This is a genomic window from Agrobacterium sp. lyk4-40-TYG-31 (assembly GCF_030209855.1).
GTDB classification, from domain to species: Bacteria; Pseudomonadota; Alphaproteobacteria; order Rhizobiales; family Rhizobiaceae; genus Agrobacterium; species Agrobacterium vaccinii.
Map to the genome: position 1 here is coordinate 402762 of NZ_JARVRE010000005.1, position 11496 is coordinate 414257.

The window sequence follows — 11496 nt, forward strand, 5'->3', positions numbered from 1 at the left end:
CTTGCCAATGCTATCGCGAACTCTGCTCCTGACTGCTGCAATAACTGCCCTCATGGCGTATATCGCGCCCGCATCCGCTGCGGAATTGAAGACCGTCGCTTCTTTCACCGTGCTGGCCGATGTGGTCAAGCAGGTGGGCGGCAACCATGTGACCGTCACCAGTCTCGTCAAGCCTGACGGCGACCCGCATGAATTCGAGCCATCGCCTGCCGATGCCAAAGGCCTGAAGGCGGCAAATGTGGTTTTCGTCAGCGGCCTGGGGCTGGAAGGCTGGATGGACCGCCTGATTTCCGCCTCCGGTTACAAGGGAACGCCCGTGACTGTCTCGCAAGGCATCAAGACCCGCGAGATGGATGAGGACGGCAAGACGGTGACCGATCCGCATGTGTGGAACAGCCCGGTCAATGTGAAAGTCTGGGTGGAAAACATCGAGACCGCGCTTTCAGCCGCAGACCCGTCGGACGCCCAGGACTTCAAGGCCAATGCGCAGGCCTACCTCAAGACGCTGGACACTCTGGATGCCTATGCCCATACGAAATTCGATTCCATCCCGGAAGATCGCCGCAAGGTGCTGACCAGCCATGATGCGTTCGGCTATTTCGGGCGGGAATACAAGGTGACGTTCCTGTCGCCGCTGGGTGTCTCGACGGAAACCGAGGCGTCTGCGGGCGATGTTGCCAAGCTGATCGAGCAGATCAAGGCCGAGCATGTGAAGACGTATTTCTTCGAGAATTCGAACGATCCGCGCCTGGTGAAGCAGGTGGCAAAGGCAACGGGTGCCGAGCCGGGCGGTGAGCTCTACGTGGAATCACTCTCCAAGGCCAAGGGTCCTGCCTCGACTTACGAAAAGATGTTCCGTTACAATGTCGATCAGATTGCCGCTGCCATCAGCAAGTCCAGCTGATCAGCGGTTTGAGTTGCGGCGGGCCACCCCGCCGCAAGTCTCGATCAGATGGCCATATCGAAGACCAGCAGCCCGGCAGCGCCGCCATCCGTCAGGCCGATCAAGCGCTCGCCCACATCGATATGCTGCGGATGTGCCAGATATTCGTCGCGGGCTTCGACACTGTCGAGCGTTACGATAAACCCATCCAAAAAGCCGCCATTCAGCCCCTCAGACGAGACGTTTTGTCCGAATTTGACGTCGATAATGCCGGGAATGACGTCTTTAAGCGCGACGATCGCTTCATAGATCGCCTGCTTTTCCGAACTGGCAACGGCGGATTTGAAGCGCACGAATACGCAATGTGAAATCATCGGGGTCCCTCTCTGCTTTATTTCTTATTATGATCAGCGATAGATAGCCTTGCGGGCGCGATCTGCAACCCCAGTAAAGCACCTGTCTGTTACCGCCGTTTGAATGGCTCCATGCCCTTTCGGGCAAGTTCGTCGGCACGTTCGTTTTCCGGGTGACCGGCATGGCCTTTGACCCAATGTAGCGTCACCTTGTGTCGCTCACGTGCCAATTCTAGCGCCTGCCAAAGCTCGACATTCTTGACCGGTTTGTTATCGGCGGTTTTCCAGCCCTTTTTCTTCCAGCCGAAAATCCACTTGGTGATGCCGTCCTTCACATAGGCGCTATCGGTGTAAAGATCGACCTCGCAAGCCGCTTTTAGCGCGTTGAGCGACTGTATCGCTGCCATCAGCTCCATGCGGTTGTTGGTGGTATCCGCCTCTCCACCGAACAGTTCTTTTTCCGTCTCGCCATAGCGCAGCACCGCGCCCCAGCCGCCCGGACCCGGATTACCCGAGCAGGCACCATCGGTGTAAATTTCGACATGCTTCATGCGACTGTCAGCCCGTATTCCGCCACGTTGGAAACCGCGCGGTGGAACCGAAGCTTGCGCAGATACTCCAGCGGGTCTTTCTTGACCACCAGCGCGCTTTCCGGCGTCGTCAGCCAGTCATAAAGGCGGGTCAGGAAAAACCGCAGTGCAGAACCGCGCGCCAGAAGCGGCAGCGCGTCCAGTTCAGCCGCACTCATGGGCCGCACAGACTGGTAGCCCTCCAGCAGCGCCTTGCCCTTCGTGACGTTATAAGACCCGTCTTTCTCGAAGCACCATGCGTTGAGGCAGATGGAAACATCGTAGGCCAGCAGATCATTGCAGGCGAAATAGAAGTCGATCAGGCCTGACAGTTCATCTCCGAGAAAGAAGACATTGTCCTGAAACAGATCGGCATGGATGACGCCCGATGGCAGGTCCTTCGGCCAGTGGGTGCTGAGGAAATCGATATCGGCAGGGATTTCGCTTTGCAAACCGGCTTCGACCTCGTCAGCCCGATCAGCGGATTTTTCCCACAGAACCTTCCAGCCTTCCACCGACAGCGCATTGGGGCGTGTGAGTTCGAAGCCCTCACCAGCCAGATGCATGGCGGCGAGCGCCTTACCCACTTTACGGCAATGACGCGCCTCGGGCTTGCGCAACCACATGCCTTCCAGAAACGAGATCAGTGCGGCGGGACGGCCCGAAAGTTCACCCAGAAGCTCGCCATCGTGGCGCGGCAGGGGCAGAGGGCACGACAGGCCATTTGCGAAAAGATGCTGCTTCAGGCCCAGAAAGAATGGCAGGTCCGACTTTTCCACCCGCTTTTCATAGAGCGTCAGGATCAGCGGCTCTTTTGTCGTGTGCAGCAGAAAATTGGTGTTTTCCACGCCCTCGGCAATGCCCTTATAGGATGTCAGCTCACCGACATCGTATTGTCCGAGAAACTGCCGCAGATCGTCTTCGCTGATATCCGTGTAAACTGCCAATTTTCAATCTCTTAAGCGGAAGAAGGGTCGGGACATAAATTTTCGCTAGCGATCAGAAGGGCTTGGCGAGTTTGGCAGGCAGAGCGTCGCTTGCGCTACCGTTGACGAACGCCATGTCCTGCACCGTTAGTTCGATCTCGCGCAATTCGCGATTGACGAGGAAATGTTCTGTTTCCTCGACCGTTACGGCCAGATCGAGCTTGGTGTCGTAGCGCGCCTTGAAGGCCTGGATGATCTCATCCACGATGACCTCGGGCGCGGACGCACCGGCAGACAGGCCAACGGTCTCGACCTCACCGACCTCGTTCCAGTCGATTTCGGCAGCGCGCTGCACCAGCACGGAGCGCTTTGCGCCTGCGCGCAATGCCACTTCCACCAGCCGCTTGGAGTTGGAGGAGTTGGGGGCGCCGACGACGATGAAAAGGTCGCAACCGGGCGCCGCCTGCTTGACCGCATCCTGACGGTTGGTGGTGGCATAGCAGATGCTGTCTGCCGCAGGTGCCTGCATGGCAGGAAACCGCTCCTGAAGCTTGGCAATCACGCCTGCCGTGTCATCCACGGACAGGGTCGTCTGGGTGACGAAGCCGAGATTTTGTTTATCCGCGGGCTGATAGCGCGCGGCATCTTCGATGGTTTCGACCAGCGAGACAGAGCCTTCCGGCAGTTGCCCCATGGTGCCGATGACCTCCGGGTGACCGGCATGACCGATGAGGATGACATGGCGGCCAAGACGCTGGTGGCGCATGGCCTGCTTGTGGACTTTCGACACCAGCGGGCACGTCGCATCGAGGTAGAACAGGTTTCTGGCCTGCGCGTCTTCCGGCACGGATTTTGGCACCCCATGGGCCGAAAACACCACGGGCTGCTGGCGATGCTCCGGCGGAATTTCGTTCAATTCCTCAACGAAAATCGCGCCTTTGGCCTCAAGACCTTCGACGACATAGCGGTTGTGAACGATTTCATGGCGGACATAAACCGGAGCGCCATAGGCTTTCAGCGCCAGAACGACGATCTGGATGGCACGGTCGACACCGGCACAGAAGCCACGCGGGCCACAGAGCCTGATCGTCAGAGGCGGTTTGGAAACGGCAATATTCATTCCTTCTCCTTCTGCCTCCCGAGCTTTCAGTCCGTCGCTTTTCTTGAACCCCGGACATAGGCAAAACCGACCACGATGACAAGGGCGAGCGCCAATCCGTACCAAGTTATCGCGTATTGAAGGTGATTATTCGGCAGATCGATCAGGGTCACACCGCCCTTCGGCCATCCGCCGGGGTTGGGTGCATCGTTGGCATCCACGAAAAATGGCAGGACATTTTCCGCCTGAAGCCCCGCAGCGCCGGTCATTGCGGTGAGGTCTTTCCAATAATAGATGTTTTTGCCCAGATCGTTTTCCGGCAGCAGGCTGGATGGTTTGGCGTTAAGCCGCGCGCGGGCAAGACCTTCTATCGACACCACACTTGCAACCTCGCCTGCCATACGTTTGGCAGGCTCTTTCATGTCATAGGGCACGAAGCCACGATTGACGAAAATGGATCTGCCATCCTCAAGCTTCAGTGGCGTATAGATGTAATAGCCGGTCTGGCCCTGAAACGTCGCGAAGAAGTGTTGTTCGTGGGCGTGATCGAACGTGCCGGTGAGCGCCACAGTGCGATATTCGATATCGCCACCGCTCTTGGCCATCTCCTCGATATCCGAAAGCGGCACGGGGGCTGCGTGGATGCGTTGCTGGATATCGGCCAGAAGCGCCTCTTTCCAGTACATCCGTTTCACCTGCCAAGTACCCAGCGACACGAGAATGATCATGGCCAGCAGGATGAGCGGTGCGGCAAACCAGAAGCTGCGCTGTCGCGGTTTAAGAGATGCGCTGTCAGTCACGATCGATCCTGCCTTCACTGGCCTTGGTGCGATATTGCAGGGCAATCATGATGCCCTTCATTTTCTTGAGCAGAACGAGCGACAGGATGATCGCCGTGGGTATCCAAATCAAGGCGTGCAGCCAGACCGGTGGCGCAAACCGCGCATCGAACCACAGCGCCAGACCGATGATGAGGAAACCGACGATGAGCATGACGAAAACGGCAGGCCCCTCGCCCGCATCGGCAAAGGCATAATCCAGACCGCAGGCGCTGCATTTGGGTTTCAACGTCAGAAATCCGGCAAACAGCTTGCCGTGGCCGCAACGCGGGCAACAGCCCCGCAGCCCAACCTTGACCGGGTCCACGGGCGGATAAAGCGCCTCATTGTCCTGCGTCATCGCATCCTCTCCCTTTGCGATCCATCAGGCCGCAAAAATACAAAGGGCGGCACGCGCCGCCCTTTGTTCAATTCCTCGTTTGACCTCAATGGGCCAGCGGTGCGCCCCAGCCACCCCAAACGTAGATAGCGAAGAACAGGAACAGCCAGACAACGTCCACAAAGTGCCAGTACCATGCAGCAGCCTCGAAGGCGAAATGCCGCTTGGGTGAAAAATCACCTGAAATGGCACGGAACAGGCAGACCAGCAGGAAGATCGTTCCCACGAAGACGTGGAAGCCGTGAAAACCCGTCGCCATGAAGAAGGTCGCGCCGTAAATCGAATTCTTGAAGTCGAATGGCGCGTGCATGTATTCGTAAACCTGCACGAAGGAGAAGAATGCGCCGAGCGCGACCGTCAACGCCAGTCCGCTGATCAGACCCTTGCGGTCATTGTGCAGCAGCGCATGGTGCGCCCAGGTCACGCAGGTACCGGACAACAGCAGGATGACGGTGTTGTAAAGCGGCAGGTGCCAGGGATCGATGACCTCGATACCCTTGGGTGGCCATTGACCGCCTGTGAACTCCACGCGTGCTGCCTGAATGGCCTCATGCGGGTAAAGGCTGGCATCGAAATAGGCCCAGAACCAAGCCACGAAGAACATGACTTCGGAGGCGATGAACATGATCATGCCATAGCGCAGGTGCAGCGACACGACGGGCGTGTGGTGCCCCTCATGCCCTTCCTTCACCGTATCGGCCCACCAGGCGTACATGACGTAGAGCACGATGGCAACACCGATGTAGAACATCCATGGGTTGGCCCATTCCAGGCCGAACATCTTCATCGATCCGCCATGCAGGTAGCGCATGTAACAGACGCCACCGAAGGTCAGGACGAAAGCACCAATCGAGGCCAGAAGCGGCCACGGGCTGGGGTCTATGATATGGTAGTCATGTTTCTTCTGATGTGTGTCTGCCATGTGATCGATCCCCGCAGGCTCTTCCCTAAAGCGCCGGACGTCCAACCGGACGCACGCCACGCTCTCACTCTCTTCATCTACCCATCGACCATTTCGAAACCCTTGAGGTTTCAAGTCGATGCGCTCGTCTCACTCGATATCGTGTTCTCCGTCAAGAAGACCACGTCTACAGCACGACCGAAACGGTCGGGCCTCCCACTCTCAAAGTTTCGTCTCTTCACGTTCAGTCTTTACCGGCAAGGACGCAACCGGTTTTTCCGTCTTGGACGGATAAAACGTATAGGACAGTGTCAAAGTATGAATGCCCTTCGTTTCCCGAGCCTTGACGATCTCGGGATCGATGAAGAAAACCACTGGCATCTCAAGCGTTTCGCCGGGTTGCAACGTGGTTTCCGTAAAGCAGAAACATTGCACCTTGTTGAAGTAGGCACCCGCCTCCATCGGCGTCACGTTGAACACAGCGCTGCCGGTGGTGGCGACCGGCGAGCGATTCGTCGCCTTGAACATAACCTGCACCGTCTCGCCGATTTTCGGCTCGACTTGTCTGTCGACCGGACGGAAATCCCAGTTCAAACCGGTGGAGGTGTTGGCGTCGAAGGTGACCTTCATCGTCTTGTCGAGAATGACATCCGAATATTGCTCGACGCGCTGGGTGGTGCCGTTATAGCCGGTGACCTGGCAGAACAGACGGTAAAGCGGCACCGACGCATAGGCCATGCCGACCATGCCGCAGACGAAGACAAGGCACAGCACGAGAATAGAGCCGTTGCTGGTCTTCTTAGCCGTGGTTTCCGTTGCTGCCATATCGCCTCCCCCTCCTCTGATCGCGATCAGAAATCGCCGATTTTTATGATGGTGATGATGTAGAAAAGAACCACGAGCGATGCCAGCACGACGCCGAGCGCGATGTTGCGGCTGCGTCGCGAGCGCTTCTGTGCATCGTTGAGCTTGATGGTTTCCATTATGCCGCTCCCGAGATCAACGTCATAAATGACGGCGCGAGATGATCGGCCAACAGGCCGGAAAAGATCGCGAAGAGATAGAAAACCGAATAGGCGAACATCTTCTTGGCCTGCATCATACGCTCGTCGCCATCCGGCATGCGCCGGACAGAGATGGAACAGTAGATGAAGATGGCGCTGAGAACGGCGGCGAAGATGCCGTAACCGGCACCCGCAAGACCCGTGTAATAGGGCGCAACCGCAACGAAGGCCGTCAGCACCGCATAGGCGATCATCTGGTTTTTGGTGGACCGCTCGCCTGCAACATTCGGCATCATTGGGATGCCGACGGAGCCGTAGTCGCGCATCTTGAAAAGCGCCAGCGCCCAGAAATGCGCAGGCGTCCAAAGGAAGATGATGAGAAACAAAATGGTGCTGTCGAGCGACACGCCGCCCGTTACACAGGCCCAGCCCAGCATGGGCGGGAATGCGCCTGCCGCGCCACCGATAACGATGTTCTGCGGTGTCGAGCGCTTCAGCCACATGGTGTAGACCACGGCGTAGAAGAAGATCGTAAAGGCCAGAAGGCCTGCGGCGAACCAGTTGATGGCCAGCCCCAGAATGGCGACTGAGAACACCGACAATATCAGGCCGAATGCCAACGCTTCACCGGGTGCGACGCGACCAGACGGGATGGGGCGCTTGGCGGTGCGCGTCATCACGGCGTCGATATCGGCATCGTACCACATGTTCAGCGCGCCGGATGCACCGGCACCCACGGCGATACAGAGGATGGCAACCACGGCCAGAACCGGATTGATCGTGCCCGGCGCGAGGACGAGGCCAGCAAAGCCCGTGAACACCACAAGCGACATGACGCGTGGCTTCAGCAGCTCGAAATAATCGCGAGCGCCCGCTTCCGAAAGCCTGACGCTTTCCAGTCCCAACGTGTCGCGATTGTCGATAACAGTCATTTTTCCTGCTTTCATAGGAAACGCCGCGCATGGATGCGGCGCTCCTGTGTGTCTTTCATCTCAGCGTGAAACTGACATTTATCATGTTCAGCAAACATACACGCTTGGACAAAATGCCTCAGCGGATACGGGGAAGCTGTTCCCACTGGTGATATGGCGGCGGCGAAGACAGCTGCCATTCCAGCGTGGTTGCACCTTCACCCCAGGGGTTGTCACCCGCCACACGCTTCTTGGCGAAGGCTTCCCAGACACCGGCGAGGAAGATGAGAACCGCCACGGCCGAGATATAAGAGCCGTAGGACGACACTGCGTTCCAATGTGCATAGGCATCCGGGTAGTCGATGTAACGACGCGGCATGCCAGCAAGACCGAGGAAGTGCTGCGGGAAGAAGATGAGGTTGACGCCGACGAACATGACCCAGAAGTGCAGGTTGCCGATCTTTTCGCTGTACATGTAACCGGTGATCTTCGGGAACCAGTAGTACCAGCCCGCAAAGATCGCGAAGACGGCACCCAGCGACAGCACGTAATGGAAGTGCGCGACCACGTAATAGGTGTCATGCAGCGAACGGTCGAGACCGGCATTGGCGAGCTGTACGCCGGTGACGCCACCCACCGTGAACAGGAAGATGAAGCCGATGGCCCAGATCATCGGTGTCGAGAAAGTCAGCGACCCACCCCACATCGTGGCAATCCAGGAGAAGATCTTGATCCCCGTGGGCACCGCGATGACCATGGTTGCGAAGACGAAGTAGCGCTGCGCTTCTAGCGACAGGCCGACTGTGTACATGTGGTGCGCCCACACGATGAAGCCGACGGCACCAATGGCGACCATGGCGTAAGCCATGCCGAGATAACCGAAGATCGGCTTCTTGGAGAATGTCGAGACGATGTGGCTGATGATGCCGAAGCCGGGCAGGATTAGAATGTAGACTTCCGGGTGACCGAAGAACCAGAACAGGTGCTGGTAGAGGATTGGATCACCGCCGCCTTCCGGCGAGAAGAAGGTCGTGCCGAAGTTGCGGTCGGTCAGAAGCATGGTGATGCCACCAGCCAGAACCGGCAACGACAGAAGAAGCAGGAACGCCGTGACCAGCACCGACCATGCAAACAGCGGCATTTTGTGCAGGGTCATGCCCGGCGCACGCATGTTGAGAATGGTCGTGATGAAGTTGATTGCACCCAGAATGGACGAGGCACCGGCAACGTGCAGCGCAAAGATCGCCAGATCCACCGCAGGCCCCGGCATACCGCTGGTCGAGAGCGGCGGATACATGGTCCAGCCACCACCCACACCATAGGCACCCGCCGGTCCTTCAACGAAGAGCGACAGAAGCAGCAGGATGAAGGCTGGCACGATGAGCCAGAAGGAGATGTTGTTGAGACGAGGGAACGCCATATCTGGCGCACCGATCATGATCGGCACCATCCAGTTGGCGAAACCGCCGATCATGGCAGGCATGACCATGAAGAAGATCATGATGAGCGCGTGCGCGGTGGTGAACACATTATACATGTGCTTGCCACCATCAATGGCTGCATCGCCTTCGAAACCATAGACCATGGATGCGAGGCCATGGAAAATCTGGATGCCCGGCTCTTGCAGTTCCATACGCATGACGACGGAAAGGCCACCACCGATGATACCGGCGATGATCGCGAAGATCAGGTAGAGCGTACCGATGTCTTTGTGGTTGGTGGAAAAGAGCCAGCGCTGAGCGAAGCTCGGCTTATGCGCATGGTGCGCGTGATCATCATGAGAAACATCATGCGCGTGAGAGTGATGATCGTCGTGTGCGGAAGGTCCAGCCATTGTCCTCACTCCTTACGTTACTTGGTTTCGTTTTCGGCGACTTGAACGGTGCTTGGCGCACCATCCACGGAAGCCATGAGCGCCCGGTTCGCACCGCTCAGATCTGAAGCGGCTGCGGCGTGCCAGGTGTTATACTGCTCTTCGGAAACCACACGTATGGCGATCGGCATGAAGGCGTGATCCTTGCCGCAAAGCTCGGAGCACTGCCCGTAATAGAGGCCTTCTTTTTCAGGCTTGAACCATGTTTCATTCAGGCGGCCCGGCACGGCATCGATCTTGACGCCGAAGGCAGGCATGGCGAAGGCATGGATGACGTCTGTCGGCGCTGCCGTGACCAGAAGACGCACGGTCTTGCCGACGGGAACGACCATTTCGTTGTCGACGGCAAGAAGACGCGGATAGCGAGCCACATCCTGCTTTCCAGCGGTGGCGCGATCCGGCTCTTTCAGCATGTAGCTGTCGAAGGCCAGCGGCTCAGTGCCCTCGGCAGCCGCGTATTCGTAGTTCCACTGCCACTGTGTAGCTGTGGCCTTGAGCGTCAGATCGGGATTTTCCGGCTGCGTCAGCTGCGCATTGAGCAGGTTGAACGAGGGAAATGCCAGGAACATCAGAATGAGAACCGGCGCAAGCGTCCAGACGATCTCGATGGCAGTGTTATGGCTTGTCTTGGACGGCACCGGATTTTTCGACGCGCGGAACTTGACCGCGACGACAATCAACAGGGCGAGCACGAACAGCGTGACCGGAACGATGAACCAAAGCGTATATTGTTCGAACCAGCGAATCTCATGCATGATGGGCGTTGCTGCCTCCTGCAATCCCATTTGCCAGTCCCGCGGCTGATCGGCGCGGGCGCCGGCAGCCGTGAGCAGACAGATGGTGCCCACCAAGCTTGCGTAAATCCTGTTAGTCACGGTACCTCTCCCTCACGCGTTTGATCATGATCAATCTCAAACGCAGAATCCATGCATATAGTGTAGACTTCAAATCATAGTTTGCCCTTCGCCGCAATATCGCCTTGGTTGGCAAGCCACGCATTTTTAACGCTATACGTTCTGCTATGATGGCCCAAGCAGGCCCGTAAAGCGCAGGATTAGGCGCTTGCCGAAGCCCGGAACCGCAGCCATCTCCCCTCTAAGTCCTATTTTGGCCGCACTCGCTTGGAATTGAGGAGCGCGGCTCTTTCCTTGTCCCTGACGGCAAGTCAAAATAGCCGCACTGATTCGAATTCCGAGGTATCCATGCGTCTGTCCCCGATTGCGCGCGCTTTTCTTTTCGCCGCCGGTCTTTCCCTTACCGTTCCCGCTGCGGGTTTTGCCCAGCAGCCGCCGGGAACACCGAAATCGACGCATGGCGCATGGTCTGTCATCTGCGACAAGCCCGCAGGCGCATCCGAAGAACAATGCGCATTGATGCAGAACGTGATTGCAGACGATCGCCCGGAAGTCGGCCTTTCCGTTGTCATTCTCAAGACAGCGGATCGCAAGTCGCGCATTCTGCGCATTCTGGCGCCGCTGGGCGTGTTGTTGAAGGACGGGATGGAACTTTACATCGACAACAACAATATCGGCCGCGCCTATTTCACACGCTGCTTCTCCGAAGGTTGCTATGTCGAGGTCGATATTGACGACGAGTTGCTGAAGGTGCTGCGGGCTGGCAAGAATGCCGTTTTCGCGCTGCGTGAAGCCGTGGATCAGGACCGTGTCGGTATCCCCATCGAGCTGCGCGGCTTTGCCGAAGGTTACGACACCCTCCCCTGACCGATCTTGCGCGCAAGGGTTTCAGCACTTAAATGCGC

At 57.6% G+C, this 11496-nt stretch carries 14 protein-coding genes; 2 read left to right on the forward strand and 12 right to left on the reverse strand.

The window, feature by feature from the left end; all coding sequences use genetic code 11:
- Positions 1–7: 7 nt before the first annotated feature.
- Positions 8–904 (forward strand): metal ABC transporter substrate-binding protein, encoded by an 897-nt coding sequence (locus QRN55_RS12370; protein ID WP_284776916.1) that lies wholly within the window; start codon positions 8–10, stop codon positions 902–904.
- Positions 905–948: 44 nt separating this feature from the next.
- On the opposite strand, the gene QRN55_RS12375 is transcribed toward QRN55_RS12370, so the two are convergent.
- The 12 genes from QRN55_RS12375 to coxB all read right to left on the reverse strand — a co-directional run bounded on the left by QRN55_RS12375 (position 949) and on the right by coxB (position 10612).
- The gene (locus QRN55_RS12375; protein WP_284776917.1) at positions 949–1257 is read right to left on the reverse strand and encodes a Dabb family protein; all 309 of its coding nucleotides are present in this window, start codon (positions 1255–1257) and stop codon (positions 949–951) included.
- A gap of 89 nt (positions 1258–1346) precedes the next feature.
- A complete protein-coding gene (gene rnhA, locus QRN55_RS12380) occupies positions 1347–1787 on the reverse strand; it encodes a ribonuclease HI (protein WP_111840622.1) in 441 nt (146 codons plus the stop codon).
- Positions 1784–2752 carry a homoserine kinase gene (locus QRN55_RS12385; protein WP_284776918.1) on the reverse strand — a complete coding sequence of 323 codons (969 nt, stop codon included), beginning with the start codon at positions 2750–2752 and terminating at the stop codon, positions 1784–1786. Before QRN55_RS12385 ends, rnhA begins: the two co-directional genes overlap by 4 nt.
- A 52-nt stretch (positions 2753–2804) precedes the next feature.
- Positions 2805–3851 carry a 4-hydroxy-3-methylbut-2-enyl diphosphate reductase gene (gene ispH / locus QRN55_RS12390; RefSeq protein WP_284776919.1) on the reverse strand — a complete coding sequence of 349 codons (1047 nt, stop codon included), beginning with the start codon at positions 3849–3851 and terminating at the stop codon, positions 2805–2807.
- 26 nt (positions 3852–3877) lie between these two features.
- On the reverse strand, positions 3878–4630 hold the full coding sequence (locus QRN55_RS12395; protein ID WP_502871313.1) for an SURF1 family protein: 753 nt from the start codon (positions 4628–4630) through the stop codon (positions 3878–3880).
- Positions 4623–5009 carry a DUF983 domain-containing protein gene (locus QRN55_RS12400; protein ID WP_284776920.1) on the reverse strand — a complete coding sequence of 129 codons (387 nt, stop codon included), beginning with the start codon at positions 5007–5009 and terminating at the stop codon, positions 4623–4625. The genes QRN55_RS12395 and QRN55_RS12400 overlap by 8 nt, the downstream gene beginning before the upstream one ends.
- An 85-nt stretch (positions 5010–5094) precedes the next feature.
- Positions 5095–5970: a cytochrome c oxidase subunit 3 gene (locus QRN55_RS12405; protein WP_111840618.1), complete on the reverse strand. Its 876-nt coding sequence runs from the start codon at positions 5968–5970 to the stop codon at positions 5095–5097.
- 201 nt (positions 5971–6171) lie between these two features.
- A complete protein-coding gene (locus tag QRN55_RS12410; RefSeq protein WP_233136020.1) occupies positions 6172–6774 on the reverse strand; it encodes a cytochrome c oxidase assembly protein in 603 nt (200 codons plus the stop codon).
- 26 nt (positions 6775–6800) lie between these two features.
- A complete protein-coding gene (locus QRN55_RS12415) occupies positions 6801–6932 on the reverse strand; it encodes a cytochrome c oxidase system small membrane protein (RefSeq protein WP_111840616.1) in 132 nt (43 codons plus the stop codon).
- Complete coding sequence (locus tag QRN55_RS12420) at positions 6932–7885, reverse strand: heme o synthase (protein WP_112498447.1); 954 nt, start codon at positions 7883–7885, stop codon at positions 6932–6934. Before QRN55_RS12420 ends, QRN55_RS12415 begins: the two co-directional genes overlap by 1 nt.
- A gap of 118 nt (positions 7886–8003) precedes the next feature.
- Positions 8004–9698 carry a cytochrome c oxidase subunit I gene (gene ctaD, locus QRN55_RS12425; RefSeq protein WP_284776921.1) on the reverse strand — a complete coding sequence of 565 codons (1695 nt, stop codon included), beginning with the start codon at positions 9696–9698 and terminating at the stop codon, positions 8004–8006.
- 17 nt (positions 9699–9715) lie between these two features.
- Positions 9716–10612 carry a cytochrome c oxidase subunit II gene (gene coxB / locus QRN55_RS12430; RefSeq protein WP_284776922.1) on the reverse strand — a complete coding sequence of 299 codons (897 nt, stop codon included), beginning with the start codon at positions 10610–10612 and terminating at the stop codon, positions 9716–9718.
- A gap of 327 nt (positions 10613–10939) precedes the next feature.
- Between coxB and QRN55_RS12435 the strand changes: the two genes are divergently transcribed.
- Positions 10940–11458: an invasion associated locus B family protein gene (locus tag QRN55_RS12435; RefSeq protein WP_111840612.1), complete on the forward strand. Its 519-nt coding sequence runs from the start codon at positions 10940–10942 to the stop codon at positions 11456–11458.
- The last annotated feature ends 38 nt before the right edge of the window (positions 11459–11496 follow it).

What these genes read in the sequence shown, in the direction of transcription:
- QRN55_RS12370 (WP_284776916.1), top strand. Translation starts at nt 8, where the DNA reads ATGCTATCGCGAACTCTGCTCCTGACTGCTGCAATAACTGCCCTCATG.
- QRN55_RS12375 (WP_284776917.1), bottom strand. Translation starts at nt 1,257, where the DNA reads ATGATTTCACATTGCGTATTCGTGCGCTTCAAATCCGCCGTTGCCAGT.
- rnhA (WP_111840622.1), bottom strand. Translation starts at nt 1,787, where the DNA reads ATGAAGCATGTCGAAATTTACACCGATGGTGCCTGCTCGGGTAATCCG.
- ispH (WP_284776919.1), bottom strand. Translation starts at nt 3,851, where the DNA reads ATGAATATTGCCGTTTCCAAACCGCCTCTGACGATCAGGCTCTGTGGC.
- QRN55_RS12400 (WP_284776920.1), bottom strand. Translation starts at nt 5,009, where the DNA reads ATGACGCAGGACAATGAGGCGCTTTATCCGCCCGTGGACCCGGTCAAG.
- QRN55_RS12405 (WP_111840618.1), bottom strand. Translation starts at nt 5,970, where the DNA reads ATGGCAGACACACATCAGAAGAAACATGACTACCATATCATAGACCCC.
- QRN55_RS12410 (WP_233136020.1), bottom strand. Translation starts at nt 6,774, where the DNA reads ATGGCAGCAACGGAAACCACGGCTAAGAAGACCAGCAACGGCTCTATT.
- QRN55_RS12415 (WP_111840616.1), bottom strand. Translation starts at nt 6,932, where the DNA reads ATGGAAACCATCAAGCTCAACGATGCACAGAAGCGCTCGCGACGCAGC.
- QRN55_RS12420 (WP_112498447.1), bottom strand. Translation starts at nt 7,885, where the DNA reads ATGACTGTTATCGACAATCGCGACACGTTGGGACTGGAAAGCGTCAGG.
- ctaD (WP_284776921.1), bottom strand. Translation starts at nt 9,698, where the DNA reads ATGGCTGGACCTTCCGCACACGACGATCATCACTCTCACGCGCATGAT.
- QRN55_RS12435 (WP_111840612.1), top strand. Translation starts at nt 10,940, where the DNA reads ATGCGTCTGTCCCCGATTGCGCGCGCTTTTCTTTTCGCCGCCGGTCTT.